16 protein-coding genes and 3 pseudogenes are annotated in these 18,577 nt (G+C 73.3%); 6 read left to right on the top strand and 13 right to left on the bottom strand.

The genetic code is table 11. The features are described 5' to 3' along the window. Window positions 1–76: 76 nt before the first annotated feature. On the bottom strand, window positions 77–733 hold the full coding sequence (locus EHS43_RS02035; protein ID WP_125188809.1) for a M15 family metallopeptidase: 657 nt from the start codon (window positions 731–733) through the stop codon (window positions 77–79). Between the two features lie 127 nt (window positions 734–860). Between EHS43_RS02035 and EHS43_RS02030 the strand changes: the two genes are divergently transcribed. After that, window positions 861–1,889: an SDR family oxidoreductase gene (locus EHS43_RS02030; protein WP_125188808.1), complete on the top strand. Its 1,029-nt coding sequence runs from the start codon at window positions 861–863 to the stop codon at window positions 1,887–1,889. Window positions 1,890–1,916: 27 nt separating this feature from the next. On the opposite strand, the gene EHS43_RS02025 is transcribed toward EHS43_RS02030, so the two are convergent. The 4 genes and pseudogenes from EHS43_RS02025 to EHS43_RS02010 form a co-directional block, all read right to left on the bottom strand. Then, the gene (locus tag EHS43_RS02025; RefSeq protein ID WP_125188807.1) at window positions 1,917–2,159 is read right to left on the bottom strand and encodes a hypothetical protein; all 243 of its coding nucleotides are present in this window, start codon (window positions 2,157–2,159) and stop codon (window positions 1,917–1,919) included. A gap of 61 nt (window positions 2,160–2,220) precedes the next feature. Further along, a complete protein-coding gene (locus EHS43_RS02020) occupies window positions 2,221–3,501 on the bottom strand; it encodes an ROK family protein (protein WP_125188806.1) in 1,281 nt (426 codons plus the stop codon). Between the two features lie 6 nt (window positions 3,502–3,507). Beyond that, entirely contained in the window at window positions 3,508–4,497 is a 990-nt protein-coding gene (locus EHS43_RS02015) for a phosphotransferase family protein (RefSeq protein WP_125188805.1), read from the bottom strand. A gap of 19 nt (window positions 4,498–4,516) precedes the next feature. Next, window positions 4,517–5,012 (bottom strand): annotated as a pseudogene (locus EHS43_RS02010) (reductase); the annotation flags it as partial. Here EHS43_RS02010 and EHS43_RS47340 point away from each other — a divergent pair. Further along, a pseudogene (locus tag EHS43_RS47340) lies at window positions 4,996–5,226 on the top strand (diguanylate cyclase); the annotation flags it as partial. The pseudogenes EHS43_RS02010 and EHS43_RS47340 overlap by 17 nt on opposite strands. Here the strand turns inward: EHS43_RS47340 and EHS43_RS02000 are convergent. Further along, on the bottom strand, window positions 5,187–6,086 hold the full coding sequence (locus EHS43_RS02000; protein ID WP_125188804.1) for a DUF3626 domain-containing protein: 900 nt from the start codon (window positions 6,084–6,086) through the stop codon (window positions 5,187–5,189). The pseudogene EHS43_RS47340 and the gene EHS43_RS02000 overlap by 40 nt on opposite strands. Before the next feature lie 278 nt (window positions 6,087–6,364). Between EHS43_RS02000 and EHS43_RS01995 the strand changes: the two genes are divergently transcribed. From EHS43_RS01995 to EHS43_RS01985, 3 genes are all read left to right on the top strand, one after another. Next, complete coding sequence (locus EHS43_RS01995; RefSeq protein ID WP_125188803.1) at window positions 6,365–7,648, top strand: aromatic acid exporter family protein; 1,284 nt, start codon at window positions 6,365–6,367, stop codon at window positions 7,646–7,648. Between the two features lie 52 nt (window positions 7,649–7,700). After that, complete coding sequence (locus EHS43_RS01990; protein WP_125188802.1) at window positions 7,701–8,726, top strand: hypothetical protein; 1,026 nt, start codon at window positions 7,701–7,703, stop codon at window positions 8,724–8,726. Between the two features lie 93 nt (window positions 8,727–8,819). Further along, window positions 8,820–10,052: a lactonase family protein gene (locus tag EHS43_RS01985; protein WP_125188801.1), complete on the top strand. Its 1,233-nt coding sequence runs from the start codon at window positions 8,820–8,822 to the stop codon at window positions 10,050–10,052. Here EHS43_RS01985 and EHS43_RS01980 read toward each other — a convergent pair. Both EHS43_RS01980 and EHS43_RS01975 read right to left on the bottom strand, forming a co-directional pair. Beyond that, on the bottom strand, window positions 10,020–10,751 hold the full coding sequence (locus tag EHS43_RS01980; RefSeq protein ID WP_125188800.1) for a DUF2470 domain-containing protein: 732 nt from the start codon (window positions 10,749–10,751) through the stop codon (window positions 10,020–10,022). The two genes, EHS43_RS01985 and EHS43_RS01980, sit on opposite strands and share 33 nt — an antisense overlap. 89 nt (window positions 10,752–10,840) lie before the next feature. Next, window positions 10,841–11,449 (bottom strand): TetR/AcrR family transcriptional regulator, encoded by a 609-nt coding sequence (locus EHS43_RS01975; RefSeq protein ID WP_125188799.1) that lies wholly within the window; start codon window positions 11,447–11,449, stop codon window positions 10,841–10,843. Window positions 11,450–11,556: 107 nt separating this feature from the next. Here EHS43_RS01975 and EHS43_RS01970 point away from each other — a divergent pair. Beyond that, a pseudogene (locus EHS43_RS01970) lies at window positions 11,557–13,072 on the top strand (cytochrome P450). Here the strand turns inward: EHS43_RS01970 and EHS43_RS01965 are convergent. From EHS43_RS01965 to EHS43_RS01945, 5 genes are all read right to left on the bottom strand, one after another. Beyond that, the gene (locus tag EHS43_RS01965; RefSeq protein WP_125188798.1) at window positions 13,040–13,861 is read right to left on the bottom strand and encodes a pentapeptide repeat-containing protein; all 822 of its coding nucleotides are present in this window, start codon (window positions 13,859–13,861) and stop codon (window positions 13,040–13,042) included. The pseudogene EHS43_RS01970 and the gene EHS43_RS01965 overlap by 33 nt on opposite strands. A 41-nt stretch (window positions 13,862–13,902) precedes the next feature. Beyond that, window positions 13,903–14,505, bottom strand: coding sequence for an FxLYD domain-containing protein (locus tag EHS43_RS01960; RefSeq protein WP_125188797.1), 603 nt, complete (start codon window positions 14,503–14,505; stop codon window positions 13,903–13,905). A gap of 121 nt (window positions 14,506–14,626) precedes the next feature. Continuing rightward, complete coding sequence (locus EHS43_RS01955; RefSeq protein ID WP_125188796.1) at window positions 14,627–15,928, bottom strand: alpha/beta fold hydrolase; 1,302 nt, start codon at window positions 15,926–15,928, stop codon at window positions 14,627–14,629. Window positions 15,929–16,031: 103 nt separating this feature from the next. Next, window positions 16,032–17,057 carry a LacI family DNA-binding transcriptional regulator gene (locus EHS43_RS01950; protein WP_125188795.1) on the bottom strand — a complete coding sequence of 342 codons (1,026 nt, stop codon included), beginning with the start codon at window positions 17,055–17,057 and terminating at the stop codon, window positions 16,032–16,034. A gap of 78 nt (window positions 17,058–17,135) precedes the next feature. After that, on the bottom strand, window positions 17,136–18,560 hold the full coding sequence (locus EHS43_RS01945; protein WP_125188794.1) for a BNR repeat-containing protein: 1,425 nt from the start codon (window positions 18,558–18,560) through the stop codon (window positions 17,136–17,138). Window positions 18,561–18,577 lie beyond the last annotated feature (17 nt).

The following is an 18,577-nucleotide window of genomic DNA, read 5'->3' as shown; positions in this document are numbered from 1 at the left end:
CCACCCAGCTCCCCGGCGGCACCGCAACGCGTCTCCGTGCCGTCGGCGGCGGGTGTGGTCCCGGGCGGTGTAGTCGCTACGGAGCCGTGAGTTCCGTAGGGCCGTACAGCGCGGCGGGCGCGTCCGTGTGGAGTGCCCAGTAGCGGTCGCCGTAGGACCAGTGCCACCACTCGGTCGGGTAGTTGACCAGGCCCGCGGCGGTCAGGGCCTCGCCCAGCAGGGCGCGGTTGGCCCTGGCCCGGTCCGTGATGTTGGCGGCGCCCGTGTAGCAGGCGCCCTCGCTCTCCTCCGGGTTGGCGTTCATCGCGGTGCCCAGATCGAGTTCGCGGCCGTCGGCGTCCGCGAGGGTGAGGTCGACGGCCGCGCCGGCGCTGTGCGGGGCTATCGCGGGCGGTGAGACATAGCGGCTGGCCGCGGTGTGCACGCGGTCCGCGGACCAGTCGGGGTGGGCGGCGCCCAGCTCGCCGGCGTACTGCTCGAAGTACTGCCGCTGGAGCGCGGGCGGCCGGTATCCCTCCACGAAGAGCAGACGCAGTCCGTCGGGCAGCAGGGCCTGCGCCCGGATGAGCCGGTCCAGGACACCCCGGCGCAGATGGACCTCGGCGCCCAGGGAGTCCGCGTGCTTGCGGTCGTCGACGAGGAGGTGCCCGCGGACGTCCACGAGCGGTTCCCCGTTCTCCCGGACGGGAACGGCGGCGACACGGACGTCGGACATCAGGATGATCTCACTCATGGGGTGATCATCCCGTGGCCGCGGACCGGCCCGTGCACCGGACCGCACACCGGACGGCGCACCGCGTGCATCCCCGCCGGCCGGGTACTCGGGCGCTCCCCGCCCCAGAGGCCCGAAGGAGCCGAAGGTGAGCACTTCAACCGGCAGCAGGATCGTGGTCACGGGCGCCACCGGCAACGTGGGAACCAGCGTGGTGCGCCTTCTCTCGGAGGATCCGGAGGTCGGCTCCGTACGGGGCCTGGCCCGGCGGATCCCGGACTGGCAGCCCGCCGGGACGGAGTGGTCCGCGGTCGACCTGTCGTCGCAGCGGACCGACCTCACCGAGGAGTTCGCGGGCGCCGACGCGGTCATCCATCTCGCGTGGGCGTTCCAGCCGACGCACGACCCGGCGGTGACCTGGCGCACCAACGTCCTCGGCTCGATCCGGGTGTTCGAGGCGGTGGCGGCGGCCAAGGTGCCGACGCTGGTCCACGCCTCGTCCGTGGGCGCCTACTCCCCCGGCCCCAAGGAACAGGCGGTCGACGAGTCCTGGCCGACCCACGGCTGGCCGGACGCCGCGTACTGCCGGGAGAAGGCGTATCTGGAGCGCGCCCTGGACACCTTCGAGCGCGACCACCCCGGCGTCCGGGTCGTACGGATGCGCCCGGCGTTCCTGTTCAAGCGGGAGTCGGCGAGCGAGCAGCGCCGTATCTTCGGCGGCCGGTTCCTGCCGGGCCAGCTCGCCCGCCCCGACCTGCTGCCCTTCCTGCCCGACATTCCCGGCCTGCGTGTCCAGGCCCTGCACACCGACGACGCCGCCAGGGCGTACGCGCTGGCGGTGCGCTCCGAGGTACGGGGTGCGTTCAATCTGGCGGCCGAGCCGCCGGTCGACGCCGAGCTGCTGGGTGAGCTGCTCGGCGCCCGTCCCGTACGGCTGCCGCGGCCCGCGGCCCGTTCGGCGATCGCGGCCGCGTGGGGCCTGCATCTGCTGCCCGCGTCCCCGCATCTGTTCGACGCGGTGCTGCGGCTGCCCCTGATGGACTGCACGCGCGCGCGTACGGAACTCGGCTGGCGCCCGGAGCGCACGGCGACCGAGGTCCTGGAGGAGTTCCTGCGGGGGATGCAGCAGGGCGCCGGGGCGCGGACGGAGCCGATGCGGGGCCGCAAGGTGGGCTGACCCGGGCTGACCCGGCGGGCCCGCGGGTCAGCCGGAGGACTCCTCTGCGCCGGGGTGCTCGGGGTGCACGGTGTCCGACCGCGGCGCCCCCTGCCGCCCGGTGCCCGCCTCGTCGGTGTCGGGGACGTCCTCCGACTCCTCGGCGCCGGACTCCCCGTCCGGGACGGTGGCGACCTCCCAGGGGTCCTCGCCCTCGCCCGCCTGCTGGTCCGGCAGATCCCGCGGGACGGGGTCACCGTTCTCGCCGGGGCCTTCGTTGCGGTGGTCCACGACGTCCTCCTTCCGTGTTGACGGCGGGAGCGCGAGTACCTCCGCGCAGGTCGGCGAAACGTCAGCGCGGGGCGCGCTCCTCCAGAGCGGTCCGCCAGGCCGGTGCCGGCCCCTCCGGCGCGGGTTCGGGGCGCCGCCCGCCGCGGGCGAAGAAGTCGGCGAGCGGGAGGATGGCCGCGCCGACGGTGACCGCGTCGGGCCCGAGACGGCCGAGGTCGATGGTGACCTTCTCGGCCGGGTACCGCAGCGCGTACGCCGTCGCGTGGCGGCGTACGGCGGGCAGGAACCGCGCGCCGAGCTGGAGCCCGGCCCAGCCGCCGACGATGATCCGCTCGAGCTGGAAGAGGTTGATCAGGTCGGACAGTCCGGCACCGAGGTACTCGGCGGTCTCCTCCAGGACAGCGACGGCGACCGGGTCGGCCGGGGTGTCGTCGGCCGGGTACGCGGCGGCGAGCATGGCGGCCAGCGCGCTCTCCTCGTCGACGCCCTCGGGCGGCCGGCCGCCCGCCTCCCGCCAGCGCTCCAGCAGCGACTCGGCGCCCGCGTAGGCCTCCAGGCAGCCGAGGGCACCGCAGCGGCAGCGGCGCCCCCTGACCCGTACCGTCAGATGCCCCCATTCGACCGCCCGGCCGTGCTCCACCTCGGGCGTCACCAGGCAGGCGCCGACACCGGAGCCGAACAGGACGACGACGGCGCTGCGGGCACCGCGGCCGCCGCCGAACCACATCTCGGCCTGGCCGAGGGTCTTGGCGCCGTTGTCGATGAAGTACCGGACGCCGGCGGGCAGCGGGGAACCGTCGCGCAGCAGGGCCTCCAGCGGGACGCCGTCCCAGCCGATGGTCTGCCCGTGCACGACGGCCCCGCTCCCGGGGGTGTGCGCCACGATGCCGGGGACGCCGATACCGACGCCGAGCAGAGCCCCGGGCTCGATCGCGGCACCGGCGAGCACTTCGGCGATGCCGTCGCGGATGTGCCCGACGACGGCCTCCACGTCGTAGCTGCGCTGGGTCAACGGCCTTTCGGCGCGGGCGAGTTCGGTGAGGGTGAGGTCGAACAGCTCGACGCGCACCCGGGTCTCGCCGACGTCGACGCCGATCATGTGGCCGCTGCCGGGCGCCACCCGCAGCAGGGTGCGGGGGCGTCCGCCGTCGGAGTCGACGCTGCCCGCCTCCTCCAGCAGGCCGTCGGCCACCAGGTCGGCGACGACGTTGCTGACCGAGCCGGAGCTGAGCCCGGTGACGGGGCCGAGTTCGAAGCGGCTGAGGGGTCCGTCGAAGTAGAGGCGCTGCAGCACGGCCGTGCGGTTGGCGCGTCTGAGGTCGCGTACGGTGCGCTTGTTCAAGGGTGTTCAGGCTCCCGTGACCCTGGCGAGGGCCTCGATCTCGTCCAGGGCGGCGACGAGTTGCGGGGCCACCGCCGACTGGACCCAGCGTTCCTTCTCGTCGGAGACCGCCCGGGGGACGGTCTCCGTGAGCATGATCAGGTAGAGGTAGGCACGGTACAGGGCCAGGCGCACCCGGGCCGGGACGTCGAACGCGGCCCGGCCGCCCGCCTCCCGGTAGCCCGCGAGGAACGCCTCGTCCTCCTTGATGTCGCCGAGCAGGGCCAGGGAGACGAAGTCGGCGAGAGGGTCGCCCCAGAACATCCGCTCCCCGTCGATGAGCCCGCCGATCCGTGGCTCCCCGTCGGCCGGGCGGTGCAGCAGGATGTTCCCGTCCCACAGGTCGAAGTGGACCAGTGCGGGTACCGTGACCTCGTCGAGCGCGGGGAAGCCGGCCCCGAGCGTGTCCGCCACCTGCTCGACGGAGCGGGGCAGCCGTGCCCCGTAGTCCCGGGCGTCGTCCAGGACGGCCCCGGTCATGGTGGTGAACGCGGTACGCCAGTCGGGGGCGAGCGGCCCGAGCGCGCCGGAGGGATAGCCGAAGCCCGGCCCGGTCACCGTGTGCAGCCGGGCCACCTGCCGGCCCAGCTCCCTGCGCAGCGGGAGCCGCTCGGCGTCGGTGACGGACCCGTCCCAGGGCTCTCCGGGACAGGCCGTCATCAGCAGGTGCGGTACGGCGGTTCGGGCGCCGACGGCCACCACGTGCGGTGCCGCGACCTCGGCCACGGCGGCCGCCCGGTAGAACTCCGCCTCGGAGACGAGCAGTTCACGCTCGTGGCGCAGGCCGGGCACGGTAGACGCGGGCGGGACCTTGAGGACGTACCGGGTGCCGTCGGTGAGCTGGAGCTCCTCGACGGTGTTGTACGTGCCGCCGGGCAGGGGCCGTACGCGGGCGAGCCGGCCGGGGTCGAGACCCGCGCCCTCCAGCACCTGCCGTGCCCACTCCCAGGAGTCCACCGGCGTTCCGCCCCTTCCGTCACCCCGCGGCGTACACGTCCTCGGTGTAGCGCCCGTCCCGCACCAGCTCGTCGAGCCACCGCTCGGCGGCCGTCTCGTCGGCGTCGGGCGTGTGTTCCCTGAACAGGGTACGGAACGCGTCCCGCACGCCGGGTGCCATTCGTGATCCGTCTCCGCACACGTACACCCGGCCGCCGGCCCGGAGCAGTTCCCAGACCTCGTCGGACTCGGCGGCGATGCCCGAAGTAGCAGAGCGCGGGCGGGAGTTCCTCGCCCCGGCCCAGCGCGGCCACCCGGTCGGCGACCGCCCCGCGGAAGGGCGCGAGGCCGGTGCCCGCCGAGATCATGACGACCGGGCGGGAGTGGTCGACGTGGAAGGCGTCGCGGCAGGGCTGAATCCGGGCCGGCACGGTGTCGCCGGGCAGGACGTCGGCGAGGTGGCCGGCCCCGGTTCCGCGGTGGGTGCCGTTCGCCGAGCGGGCGGGGGCTTCCAACAGGGAGACGATGGACTCGGCGAAGGAGGCTCCCTCGCTGCTGGTGATGCTGCGGGTCGGGGGCGAGCGGGAGCACTCCCCCACGGCCCGGGCCGCGCGGGAGACGGGGCTGACGACGGACGGCGTCACCTGTCACCTGCGGCGGCTGTCGGCGCGGTGGGGCGCGGGCGACCGTACGGAACTGGTCGCGCGGGCCTACGCGCTCGGGGTGCTGACCACCGGCGTCCGGCCCCCGGCCGTCCCACCCGGGCAGGTGGTGCCGTCCGGCGCGCCGAAGCGGGCCAGGGTGTGCCAGACCATCTTCAGGTGCTGGAGCTCGTGGCGTCCCGTCCGGGCGGCGTCGCCGATGACGCGCGGGTCGACCAGTCCGTCCTCGGCGATGCTCGCGCCCAGGTCGGCGTACTCCTGCCCGCGGTAGTGGGCGTGGCGGTGCAGGTCGGTGACGGTGATCCGGTGTCCCGGGTGCCACGCGACGGGGACGGGCAGCCGGTGTGCCGCCGCCTCGACGGGGGTGCCGCGGTAACTCGCGTCCAGAACGAGGGCCTCCACGTCACGGGTCAGGTCGACGCCGCCGTGCACCTGGGCCTCGATGTAGTCGTCGAGGGCGTCCCGCTCGTCCGCCTCCGCGAGGGCGATCAGGGACATGCCGGCGGCGACCCCGAAATGGACCGGCTCGGCGGCACTGTCGGGGTAGCAGAAGGTGGCACGGGCGAGCGTTTCGCCGGTCAGCCGCAGGTACGAGGAGCCGAACCTCGGGGCGGCGCCGCCCACTTGACGGCGGAAGTTCAGCGCGCCGTACACGGGCCGCTCGTGCGCGTCGGCGTCGTCGTAGGCGCCGCCGAAGATGCGGCTCTCCCAGCGCCACCGGTCGCCGCCGGGGTGGGCCGTCAGCCCGCCGTTGCTGGTCCCGGTGACGAACTGCGAGTGGTAGGCGCCGTCCTCGGCCAGTGCTTCGAGGAGGGGCAGGCCGCGGGCGAGGCGGTCCGGGTGGAAGTTCAGCGTGATGCGCACGTCCGGGGCGACGGCGGGCCCCGCGGACACGGCCGCCACATGGTCGAGCGCCGCCCGCGCCCGCGCCGACACGACTGGACTCACCGGCGTCCCCTCCCTCGCGACTCACCGGATGATCACCCATCCAGGCGGGTGCCCGCACCTGATTTGGGCCCACCGCGCACCGGCCGCACCCGCCGACGACGGTGTGAAGCACCCGCGCCTCCCGGGAATCGTCCGAGGTGGCGCCGGGTGTCCGCTGTCACTGCCGGAGGTCCTTGCCGTGGCCGGGCCGCGCCCCACAATGGGGGGCACGCCTGGCGGAGCTTCACATTCCGCAAGGAGTGCGCCGATCGCTGTCGTGGAAGGGGAACACACTGAGGATGCGAGACGTACGTGAGTGGCCGGCGTTCCTGGTGCGGGCCGTGCAGGGGCGCCGGGACCCCGTGGTCGTGCAGACGCTGCGGTCGGCGGCCGCGGCGACGATCGCGTACGTCATCGCGCTGCGGCTCAGCCCCGAGGCCGCCCCGCTCACCGCGCCCCTGACCGCGCTGCTCGTCGTCCAGGTCACCCTCTACTCCACGCTCACCACCGGTGTGCGCCGGGTCAACTCGGTGGTCACCGGTGTCCTGGTCGCCATCGCCTTCAGTCTGCTGGTGGGTCTGACCTGGTGGAGTCTCGGCCTGCTGATCGTGGCGTCCCTGGTGGTGGGACGGCTGGTGCGGGTCGAGGAGTTCGTGCCCGAGGTGGCGATCAGCGCGATGCTGGTGCTCGGGGTGACGACGGTCGGGGACACCGCCTGGGCACGCGTGGTCGAGACGCTGATCGGCGCGGTCGTCGGCCTCGCCTGCAATCTGCTGCTCGCTCCCCCGGTGTGGGTGGACGAGGCGGGCGAGTCGATCGAGGGGCTGGCCCGCAGGCTGCGCAGGCTCATGCTGCGGATGGGTGAGGAGGCCGCCGGCCGTACGCCGGTGGAGCTGGCGACGGCCCGGTTGTACGAGGCCCGCGAACTGGACCACGACATCGTCGAGGTGGACGCGGCCCTGCGGCAGGCCGAGGACAGCCTGAAGCTGAACCCCAGGGTGAAGGAGGGCCTGCTGCACCGGGTGGTGCTGCGCACCGGTCTGGACACGCTGGAGATCTGCACGGTCGTGCTGCGGGTCCTCGCGCGCACCCTCACCGACCTCGCGAAGGAACGCGACCCTCTCGCCGACGATCCGTACTCGATCGAGGAGGACCAGGACCAGGCCCCGGAGCCGCTGTTCGATCCCGAGACCGGCCGGACCGTGGAGCAGTTGCTGTCCGAGATCGGCGACGCCGTGGTCAGTTTCGCGGTGCTGGTCACCACCCACGTCAGTGTGAGCGCCGAGTCCGCGGAGGGCCGGCTCACCGCCGAGCTGCGGCAGGCCTCGGCGACCCGGGACAAGCTGGCCCAGCTGCTGCTGGAGGAGATCCAGCGCGACACCCGCCACTGGCAGCTGCACGGCGCCGTCCTCACCGAGGTCAACCGCATCCTCGACGAGCTGGACACCGAGCACCGCTCGCGCCGGCTGCTGGAGGAGCTGGACCGTGCCTCGCGCGAGCAGCGCGAGCGGATGCCGCACCTGACCCGGCTGCAGGAACGCTGGCGCCGGAACCGTCCGGCACTCTCCCGTCGTTCCAGGTGACACAGACACACCGGACAGGCCACGAGCGGGACACGTACAAGGGGGCGGACCGATGACCGACACGAGCGTGCGGATCGACGGGAACACACTGCGGCTGCCGGGCGGTGCGGCGGTGCGGTTCGTCCGCACCCTGCGGCTGCCCGAGACGGGTACGCATCCGCTGCCGCCGGGGCTCGGCGAGTTCCCGGTCCGCCGCGTCTCGGACTACCCGGACACCGTGCCGGAGCAGTGGCGGGCCCGCGGCGGGGTGATGCTGCCGGTGTATCTGCGGGAGGCGATGTGGCTGAGCTTCGGGGGCACCGTCGAGCCGGTGGCCCTCCAGGTCGGGGTGGGCAAGGTGTGCGCGGTCTCCGGGAAACCCTGGAGCGACCGGCTCGCCCGTGACCCGCAGAACTACGTGGTCCTGCCCCGCCAGCCGTGGCTGGACGGCATCAACTCCGGCAAGGGCACGGTCCGCCAGTTCGTCGCGGTGCCGCTCGGGCTGGGCGCGACCGTCGAGGGGCAGGTCACGGGCGAGGAGGTCTGGGGCGGCGTACAGCTCCAGGCCTTCCCGCTGGTCGCGGAGCGGCTGGCCGAGTGGCGGGAGGCGCAGCGGCGACTGGGCTCGGTGAGCAGGCCCGCCATGGCCTACGGCGCGGCCGCGCCGATGGCGATGGCCGCGCCGGCCGCGCCGGCGGGGGCGCCGCCCCGCAGCGCACCGGCGATGGGGCTGGGCGTCGGCGGTTCCATGCGTCAGGAGGTCTACCGGGACGAGCGGCCGCTGTCCGACTGGGCCGACGCGCCCGGCGGGCGGGTCTTCGTGCACCTGGTGACACCGCCCGAGTGGCGCCGCATCACCGGCGAGGCTCCCCCGCCGTCGCCCGTGGACCGCGCGGCCTACACCAGGGCCGGGCTGCCGTGGTTCGACTACTACGACCAGGACGCCGAGGACCTCGCCCCCGCGGATCCGCTGGAGGGCGTGAAGCCGGTGGGCGACTGGCTCGGGGACGATCACGAGCCCTGGCAGCAGCCCGCGCCCGGCCAGGTCGCGCCGCTGGGGGACGCGCCGGGCAAGCCGGTCGAGGACGGTGACTGGTAGCCGGCGGCGACGGCTCGGGTTGCACCGGCCGGGGGATCCGGGTGAAGGTGGCTGTCCAGGTCCCAGACGATCGATCACCCGGGGTGCGCAGGGATGAGCAGTGCGAGCGGCGGCTGGAGCAGGCGCCGGTTCGTCGGCGTCCTCGCGGGAGCGGGCACGGGGCTCGTCGGCTGCTCGACCTCGTCCGGACCGTCCTCGACGGCGTCCGGATCCGCGTCGGCGCCCGCGGAGACTCCCGGCTCCCCCGGGGCCGCCTCACCGGACCCGGGGCGCGCATCGTCCGCACCGGCTCCGAAGGGGCCCCGCCCCCTGTATCTCGGCACCTACACCTCCGCCGAGGGCGGCGGCACCGGTATCGGCGTCGCCGCCTACGACGCGGCCGACGGCCGGATCACCGGCACCGGCACGATCACCGGCGTCACCAACCCGTCGTACCTCGCGGCGCATCCCGACGGCCGCACGCTGTACGCGGTCGCCGAGCAGGACGCCGGGGCGGTGACCGCCGTACGCCTGTCCGACCGCAAGGTCCTGGGGAGCCGGAGCACCGGCGGGGCGGGGCCCTGTCATCTGTCGGTGCACCCGGGCGGGCGCTGGCTGCTCAGTGCCAACTACGGCTCGGGGAGTGTGGCCGTGCACCCGATCGACTCCTCGGGAGCGCTCGGCGCGCTCAGGGACTCGGTCACGCACTCCGGTCCGGCGCCGGGACCGGGCCAGGACGGCCCGCACGCCCACCAGTTCATGACCAGTCCGGACGGCGGCCATGTGCTCGCCGTCGACCTGGGCACGGACACCGTCTACAGCTACCGCCTGAACGAACGCACCGGCGCCCTCACCGAGGTGGCGCGGGCACAGACCCGGCCGGGTGCCGGGCCGCGCCACCTCACCTTCCATCCCGGGGGCCGGTACGCCTATCTGGCCAACGAGAGCGACAACACGGTGGCGGTCTGCGCCTACGACCGCGCGAGCGGCCGCCTGTCCGTCGGGAGACCGCAGTCCACGGGGACGGGTTCGGGCACGAACTACCCGGCGCAGTTCCTGGTCACCGCGAACGGCGCGTACGCCTATCTCGCCAACCGGGGTCACAACAGCCTCACCCGGTACGCGGTGGAGGCGGGCGGAGCGCGGCTGCGGCTGCTCGACACCGTGCCGGTGGACGGCGACTTCCCGCGGCAGATCGCCTTCTCCCCCGACGGGAGGCTGCTCTTCGCGGCGAATCAGCGCTCCGGCACCGTCAGCGTGTTCCACGTGGACGTCGGCAGCGGTGAACTGCGTCGCGCGGGCAGGCCGTTCGCCTCACCCGTCGCCGTCTGCGCGCTGCCGCTGTAGGGCGCGCGGGCAGGACGCGGCGCTCGCCTGGGTCAGCAGCACGTGCATGCGCTCCGTCAGCCGCGCCACGTCGTCGGCGGGCGCGTGGAAGGGCAGGCGTACGTCGCCGTGGGCGCGGGCGCGCTCGATACGCAGGGTCAGTCCGTGCCGGTCCACGGCGAGGGGCTGGACGCGGACCGCGCCGTGCAGGCTGTCGGGTTCGACGAGCCGCGTCAGCCGCTCGACCGCGTCGGGGTGGCAGTCGGCGAGGTGGGTGAGCAGCCGGGACTCGGCCGTGGCGAGCGGATCGGGCGCAGCGGCGGCGAACTCGTCGAGGTCGACGACCACCGCACCGGACTCCCTGCGCAGCACCACACGCGTGGCCTTGAACTCCAGCCGCCCCTCCGCGTCCCCGGGGACGAACCAGCCGGCGATCCACAGCCGGGCGCGGATCCGGCCGCGCACGGGGACGGGTGCCACGTCGGCGAACTCCAGGACGGCGGACGGCTCGCCCCGTGGCGCGCAGATCGCGGCAGCGACCAGGGTGCTGTCCTCGGGGACGTCCAGCGTCACCCGCCCGTCCTCGGCGACGGTGTGCGCGCCGACGAACTCCGCGCGGCCGCCCTCGGCCGTCACCGCGCAGGACCACGCGGTGGCGAGCACCGACCGGGCGTGTTCCGCCGCGGAAGGCGCGGCCGCCCACGTCTGGCTGTCACCCATCCCGTTCCTCCTTAGGTAAGCCTTGCCTAACCTACCGAAGATCGGCGACTAAGCCAACCAGGGACGTGTGACGGACGCGCGAATTCCGGTCAGGGCCTGAGAACACCGAGCAGCGCCCGTGCGCACAGGTCGCGCACCTGCTCCCGCGACAGGTCCGGGCCCCGCAGCCACTCCAGGCAGACCGCCGTGGTGAACGCCAGCCAGCCGCGCACGGCCAGCCGGAGGTCGGGGCGCTCCTCGGCCGCCGGACCGAACTCCGGGTCCGCGGCCAGCGCCGCCAGGATCTGCCGCTCCTGCGCGGCCAGCGCCCGCTGATAGACCCGGCGCACGGCCTGGTCCCCGGCCGCGTCGGCGCGATGGAAGGCACGGAAGCCGTGCGCGTGGGCGTGGACGTACTCCAGGTAGGTGTCCAGCCCCGCCGTCAGCTGCTCGCGCACCGGGATGCCAGGCACGGCGGCGGTCATGGCCAGCATCCGCTCGCTCTCGCGTTCGACGACCGCCGCGAAGAAGTCCCGCTTCGTCGGGAAGTAGTGGTAGAGCAGCCCTCGCGACACCCCGGCGATCTCGGCGACCTGCTCGATCCACACGTCGTCGTACGGGCTCTCCGAGAACAGCCTCGACCCCACCGACAGGAGCTGCTCCCGGCGCTCCCCGGTGCTGAGCCTGCGGCGCGTGCGCCCGCCCTGCTTCCCGGCCATGCCCGCACTTTACTTGACGTCGGTTCAACAAGGGGACCAGACTGAGGCGCGTTGTTGAACCCACGTACAACGCGTTCGACTGCCGCTGGATCAAGGGAGATCTCGTCATGGCGGAGACGACGGCGGCCACCCGGACCACGGGATTCCGCAGCGCCGAACTGGGCTGGCCGGAACTGGACCGCATACCGCATCCGCCGCGCCGGCTCCCGCTGCTCGGCGACGTGCTGGGCGTCAACCGGGCCACCCCGCTCCAGGACTCCCTGCGCTTCGCCCGCCAGTTGGGACCGATCTACCGGCGCAAGGCGTTCAACAGGGAGTTCGTCTTCACCTGGGGCGCCAACCTGGTGGCGGACCTGGCGGACGAGTCGCGCTTCGCCAAGCACGTGGGCCTCGGCGTGGCCAACCTGCGGCCGGTCGCGGGCGACGGGCTGTTCACCGCCTACAACCACGAGCCGAACTGGCAGCTGGCCCACGACGTGCTCGCCCCGGGCTTCAGCCGGGAGGCGATGGAGTCCTACCACCCGATGATGCTGGCCGTCGCCGGACGGCTCACCGACCACTGGGACCGCGAGCAGGCGGCGGGCCGGTCGGTGGACGTGCCCGGGGACATGACCAAGCTGACCCTGGAGACCATCGCGCGGACCGGGTTCGGCCACGACTTCGGCTCCTTCGAACGGGACCGGCCGCACCCCTTCGTGACGGCGATGGTGGGCACCCTGACCTACGCGCAGCGCCTCAACTCCGTGCCGTTCCCGGCTCTGCTGCGGCGTGCCGCGCGGCGCAACGCGGACGACATCGCCTTTCTGAACCGCATGGTCGACGACCTGGTCCGGGCCCGGCGCGCGACCAGCGGGGACGGTGACCTGCTCGACCGGATGCTGGAGACGGCCCACCCGGAGACCGGTGAGCGGCTGTCCCCGGAGAACGTCCGCCGGCAGGTCATCACCTTCCTGGTGGCCGGGCACGAGACCACGTCCGGCGCGCTCTCCTTCGCCCTGCACTACCTCTCCCGCCACCCCGAGGTCGCGGCACGCGCGCGTGCGGAGGTGGACCGCGTCTGGGGCTCGGCCGAGGTCCCGGCGTACGACCAGGTCGCGAAGCTGCGGTACGTGCGCCGGGTGCTGGACGAGTCGTTGCGGCTGTGGCCGACCGCGCCCGCGTTCGCACGGGAGGCCGTCGAGGACACCGTGCTGGCCGGACGGCACCCGATGCGCCGGGGCGCCTGGACGCTGGTGCTCACACCGATGCTCCAGCGCGACCCCGAGGTGTGGGGCGCCGACGCCGAGCGGTTCGACCCGGACCGCTTCGACCCCAAGGCCGTCCGCTCGCGTCCCCCGCACGTCTTCAAGCCGTTCGGCACCGGGGCGACGGGCCTGCATCGGCCGCCAGTTCGCGCTGCACGAGGCCACGCTGGTGCTCGGTCTGCTGCTGCGCCGCTACGAGCTGCGGGCCGACCCCGCCTACCGGCTCAGCGTGACCGAACGGCTGACGCTGATGCCGGAGGGGCTGCGGCTGCACCTGGACCGGCGGCCCGCCGGCAGCACCGCGACCACTCCGGTGGCCGATCCCGACGAGGCGACGGCTCCCGCGTCACGCTGCCCAGTGCACAGGGCGGCCGACTGACCCCGGCAGACGTGTGCCGACGCTGCCCCGGGCCGCGTTGAGCTGCGGCTGGGTGAGGAAGAACGCTCCGGTCAGGTCCGCGTCCGTCAGATCGGCGTCGCGCAGGTCGGCGCCGATCAGGTCCGCTCCGCGCAGGTCGGCGCCGGTGAGGTCGGCCGCGATCAGGTAGGCGCCGCGCAGACTGGCACCGCGCAGGTCGGCGCCCTTGAGACGGGCGCCCATCAGGTCGGCGCCCCGGCGGTTCTTCTTCTTGTTCCCGCCGCCGATGCCGGCCCGCACCAGCTCACTGGTGCGCAGCAGGAGGACGTTGACCTGCTGATGGTGGGCGGGGACGTCCAGAGCGGCGAGTTCCTCGGCGCTCCCCCGGGTCAGCGCCTCGGTCCGCTCCAGCATGCGGCGCAGGTCGGCGTGGACCGGGCCGGCGGCGGGCAGGGTGAGCGCCTCGGTGAGGTACCAGAGCAGTTCGTGCAGCCGGCGCACGACCGGGAAGACGTCGAACATCCGGCGGGCGTCGGCACGCGGGACGTCACGCCAGTCCCGGCCGCCGAAGGTGACCTGCGAGACCTTCTGCCCGGCGCCGAAGCAGTCGTACACCGTGCAGCCGCTGTAGCCCTCGTCCCGCAGCTTCGCGTGGATGCCGCACCGGTGGTCGTCCCGCAGGTTGGGGCAGGGCTTGCCGGCCGGCTTGTCGCGCGCGAAGTCGGCGGAGGCGGCGAAGGGCAGGGCGACACAGCACAGGCCGAAGCACCGCGCGCAGTCGCCCCTGAGGTCGGTCGTCCGTTCTTGCACCACATCACCCTAACGGCCCCGCCGCGAAGGGTGAGCGCAGGTCAGTAACGTTGCGCCTTCGCCAGCTGGGGCGTCAGCACGGGTTCGGCGGGCTTGCGGCTGACGGCGACGGGCTGGGCCTTCTCCCCCGGCTTCAGGTCCTCGGCGCCGACGTACCGGGTCTCCACCGCCTTGCCCGAGGAGTCGAGGAAGTCGACCTGGACGGCGTACGAGGCCGTCCTGTCGGTCTTGTTGGTGATGGTGACGACCACGGCGAGCAGACCGCCGGTCTCGGAGCGCGGCTTGCCGGTCATGGTGACGTCGGACATCGCGTTGCCCTGCCCGTCGACCTTCGCGAGCTCGGTCTGCGCCGCCTTATTGGCGCGCTCCACCTCGGCGGAGACGGAGGCCTCGAAGGACGAGGCGGCCGCCGAGGCGGACGCGGCCAGCTCCGAGGCCTTCGCCCGCGCGGACGCCTCCGCGGACGCGAGCGCGGAGGCCGCGTTTCCGGAGAAGGAGGCCGTGTCGGGGGCGCTGGGCGTGGACGAGGACGTCGACGAGCCGCCGGAGTCGTCGCAGGCCGTCAGCGTGAGCGCGCTCGCGGCGGCCAGGACCAGGGCGAGAGCGGCGATCCGGGACCGTCCGTGGGGTGACGGTGTGCTCATCTGCTGACGTCCTCTCGGCTCCGGCGTCGACGCGTGATCGAAATGAACCTTATGCCGGAATCAGGGGCGAGGCATGTCGTCGTTCCCGGTCGCCCGGGTCCTCACGACGGGTCTCGTCGCGTCAGACCTCGTCGCGCGCGAGGGCGAGCAGGCGGTCCAGGACGCGGGGGCCGCCCGCGCGGACGCCGTCGTGCTCGAACTCGTCCGTCACCCAGGTGCGCAGACCGCGGATCGCGCGGGCGGTCTCCAGGGAGTGGGCCGTGTCGACGTACATGTCGTCGTGGTAGACGGCGGCGGCGACCGGGACCTCGTTGGCGGCGAGGCGGGCCGGGTCGTACAGGGGCTGCCAGTCGGTGCGGGCGGCGAGGAGCTCGGCGGTCTCGCGCAGCGGGCGCAGGGCGGGGTCGCAGTCGAACATCCAGGGGTGGACGGACTCCCCGGTGAACAGCAGCGGTTCGTCGCCGGCGAGCGACTTGGCCGCGTCGAACTGCGGGAACTCGGCGCGCACCCGTTCGGCCGACCAGGCGGTGGGCCGCTCGTCCTGGCCGTAGATGGCCTCGTGGACGAGGGCGTACAGCGGGTGGGCGGCGTACGAGAGGAGGCCCTGGACCTCTTCCTGGAAGGCGTCGGAGAGTTCGGGTCCCTGCGGGGTCCGGACGAACGCGTGCTCCAGGAGGTAGTGCAGACGGTGACTGCCCTCGCCGCCGCCGAGCAGGATGCCGAGCGACTGGAAGGCCTCGACGGTCAGCCGGTAACCGTTCGGCAGGGTCACGTCGTGGGTGAGGAGGTGGTCGGCGATACGGCGGGCCCGCTCGACGTCCTGCGGGTAGCGGGCGTAGTGCGCGGTGACCTTGCGCTCGATGCGCGGGTAGGCGGCCCGGTAGACGTCGTCGGCGTGGGCGTCGAGGGAGGGCAGACCACCGGTGACGAGGGCGCCGGCGAGGCCCTCGGGGGCGCGGGAGAGGTAGGTCGTCGTGCAGAAGCCGCCGAAGCTCTGGCCGAGGACGGTCCAGGGGCCGCCGCCGGTGACCTGGGCGCGGATCGCCTCGCAGTCGCGGACGATGGAGTCGCCGCGGAAGCGGGCCAGGTAGTCGGCCTGGGCGGCGGGGCCACCGCGCAGCGGGAGGGTCTGGCGGTTGGCCGGGGTGGAGTGGCCGGTGCCGCGCTGGTCGAGCAGGAGGACCCGGAACTCCTTCAGGGCCCGGCCGAACCAGGCTCCCTTGCCGACGAAACGGTTCGCCCCGAAGCCGGGGCCGCCCTGGAGGTAGACCAGCCACGGCAGGTTCTGGCCCGCCTTGTCGCTCGCCACCGCCTCGCGGGCGAAGAGCTCGATGGTCTCCCCGGCCGGGTCGTCGTGGTCGAGGGGGACGGTGAAGCGGCGGTCGGTGAGGACGAGACCGGGCTGGCGGTAGGTCGCGGTCAACAGGGCTCCCGGGACGGACGGATTCTTCAGGGCGCGTCCCAGTTCAGCACATGTTCGTCCGTCGCCGGACCCCCTGGATCATGAAATCTTACTGACTCGCCGGTCAGCGGGCCGCGAGGCTGGAGCGGCGCACCACCAGTTCCGGCTGGAGCACCACCCGGCGGTGCTCGTGGCGCTTGCCGGTGGTCTCGGTCTCCGTCTCCTCCAGGAGCAGTTCGGCGGCCAGGGCGCCCATGGTGACGGCGGGCTGGCGGACCGAGGTGAGCGGGACGGCCGCGGCGGCGGCGAACTCGATGTCGTCGTAGCCGACGATCGCGAGGTCGTCGGGGACCGTGACGCCCGCCGCGTACATGGCCTGCAGCACGCCGAGGGCGAGCAGGTCGTTGGCGCAGAACACGGCGGTCGGGCGGTCCGCGAGGCCGAGCAGACGGGCGCCGGCGTCCCGGCCCGCGGCCACGTCGAGCCGCTCGGTGGGCAGCTCGCGCAGGTTCTCCGGGCCGAGGCCCGCCTCGGCGAGCGCGTTCAGGGCGCCGGTGCGGCGGTCGCGGACCTGGTTGAGTCCGGGCGGGCCGCTGACGTAGGCGATGGAGCGGTGTCCCGCGTCCACGAGGTGGCGCACGGCCAGCGCGCCGCCCGCGACGTCGTCGACGGAGACCGAGCACTCGGTGGTGCCCTCGGCGACCCGGTCGACCAGGACGAAGGGGATGCCGTGGCGGCGGAAGGAGTCGATGTTGCGGCCGGAGGCGTCGGTCGGGGTGAGCAGGACGCCGCGCACCCGCTGCTCGGCGAAGAGGGACAGGTACTCCGCCTCCTCGCTCGCGCTCTGGGCGCTGTTGCAGACCATCACGCCGAGGCCGTCCTCGCGGGCGGCCCGCTCGGCGCCGCGCGCGACGTCGACGAAGAAGGGGTTGCCCATGTCGAGCACGAGCAGCCCCATGATCCGGCTGCGTCCCGCGCGCAGTTGGCGGGCGGACTCGCTGCGGACGTAGCCGAGCCGGTCTATCGCGGACAGGACGCGCGCCCGGGTCTCGGTGGCGACGGAGTCCGGACGGTTGATGACGTTGGAGACCGTGCCGACGGAGACTCCGGCGGCGCGGGCGACGTCCTTGATACCCACCGACTGGGCCATCGGGCAGGGACCTCCAGGGAAGAAGGGGCGGCGGGGGGCCTTCACACTACCCGCAGGCCGCCCCCACATCGGATGCGGTCAGGCGGGCAGCGCGAAGTCCACGACGTGGAGCGCAGAGGGGGTCGTACCGCTCGACTTCTCCTGGTACATGAAGGACAGCACGTTGTCCTGGGCGACCCGGGTCTCGTCGATCACGACCTCGCCGAAGGCGTTGAGGCCGCTGCCGTCGAAGAGGACCTTCCAGTCGGTGTACCCGGAGGCCTTGGAGGCGGCGGCGATCCGTCCGAACGGGTAGACGGCGTAGGCGTTGTCGTACTTGTCCAGGAGCAGCTTGGTGCGCTGGCTGGAGCCGAGCACGACCGGGATCTCGGTCTTCTGCCAGGTGCCCGAGGAGTTCTTGCGGACGTGGAAGGCGCGGCCGTTGGCGGTGCGGTCGGCGACGTAGTTCGTGGTGCACTGGCCGAAGCGGCCGGGGACGTACGAGACGATCGCGTGCGGCAGGCCCGCGGAGTCGGTGAACTGGCTCTCCTGGTTCATCAGGGAGTGGTCCGGGTTCAGCGCGTCGATCACCAGGCCGGAGTCGGTGACGGCGACCTTGTCGGAGCCGCCCGTGGTGCCCACGACGGCGCCGGCGTTGTTGCGCCAGGTGCGGCCGCGGTCGTCGGAGTAGACGTAGCCGGTGTCGTGGTTGGTGATGCCGCCGCTGTTGCACATCACGGCGCCGTTCTGCTCGCGCCAGGTGAAGAAGGAGTGCAGCCGGCCGTTCCGGTCGTAGTCGATGCCGTGCAGGTACATGTTGCGGGCCGTCGAGGAGCCGTGCTCACTGGTGTAGGTGCCCGTGGAACTGGACCACTCCCCGAGGTTGGTCCAGCTCGAACCGTCGTACTCCGCGAGGGCGTTGCGGCCGTTGCCGGATATCCCGGCCCGGTAGCTGAGCTGGAGCTTGCCGTCGGGGGTGGAGACGAACTGGGGGTAGGTGAACTGCGAGGTGAGCGCGAGGCCGTCCAGGGTGGACTGGGGTGCGCCGAAGCGGGCGGAGGTCCAGCTCAGCCCGGACGGGTTGTCCATGAGCCCCGCGACCGACTTGACGTAGGTGAAGCCGTCGCTGTGCGAGTCCATGTTGAGGTGGAGGCGGCCGTCCGTCTTGGAGACGCCCATGGAGATGACGTTGTGGGAGTCGCTCGCCTTGAGGGTGTGCCCGACCTGGACGGTGGACCAGGTGCCGGCGCCGAGGACGCGGCGGCCGACGACGGCGTTCTTGTCGGCGGTGTACCAGACGGCGTACTGGTAGCCCTTGTAGGTCAGCAGGCCGTTCTTCTGGAACGAGTTGTTGTTGACCAGGCCGTCGTAGGAGACGAAGAAGACGGCCTGGGTGTCGAGCGTGGTGGTCCCGGTGCGGGTGACGGAGGGGCCGGGGTCGGCGGCGCGGGCGGTGCCGCCGGTGAGCGCGGAGGTGGACATGGCGGACACGATGGCACCTGCGAGCAGTGTGCGTCTTCTCATGGAGCGGCTCCTGCGGT

The sequence above is a fragment of the Streptomyces sp. RP5T genome, from assembly GCF_003933965.1.
Taxonomy (GTDB): Bacteria; Actinomycetota; Actinomycetes; order Streptomycetales; family Streptomycetaceae; genus Streptomyces.
Note: the sequence above shows the minus strand (reverse complement) of the source record. Positions and strands in the feature narration are given on the sequence as shown.

What these genes read in the sequence shown, in the direction of transcription:
- EHS43_RS02035 (WP_125188809.1), bottom strand. Translation starts at nt 733, where the DNA reads ATGAGTGAGATCATCCTGATGTCCGACGTCCGTGTCGCCGCCGTTCCC.
- EHS43_RS01995 (WP_125188803.1), top strand. Translation starts at nt 6,365, where the DNA reads ATGCGAGACGTACGTGAGTGGCCGGCGTTCCTGGTGCGGGCCGTGCAG.
- EHS43_RS01990 (WP_125188802.1), top strand. Translation starts at nt 7,701, where the DNA reads ATGACCGACACGAGCGTGCGGATCGACGGGAACACACTGCGGCTGCCG.
- EHS43_RS01985 (WP_125188801.1), top strand. Translation starts at nt 8,820, where the DNA reads ATGAGCAGTGCGAGCGGCGGCTGGAGCAGGCGCCGGTTCGTCGGCGTC.
- EHS43_RS01980 (WP_125188800.1), bottom strand. Translation starts at nt 10,751, where the DNA reads ATGGGTGACAGCCAGACGTGGGCGGCCGCGCCTTCCGCGGCGGAACAC.
- EHS43_RS01975 (WP_125188799.1), bottom strand. Translation starts at nt 11,449, where the DNA reads ATGGCCGGGAAGCAGGGCGGGCGCACGCGCCGCAGGCTCAGCACCGGG.
- EHS43_RS01960 (WP_125188797.1), bottom strand. Translation starts at nt 14,505, where the DNA reads ATGAGCACACCGTCACCCCACGGACGGTCCCGGATCGCCGCTCTCGCC.
- EHS43_RS01950 (WP_125188795.1), bottom strand. Translation starts at nt 17,057, where the DNA reads ATGGCCCAGTCGGTGGGTATCAAGGACGTCGCCCGCGCCGCCGGAGTC.
- EHS43_RS01945 (WP_125188794.1), bottom strand. Translation starts at nt 18,560, where the DNA reads ATGAGAAGACGCACACTGCTCGCAGGTGCCATCGTGTCCGCCATGTCC.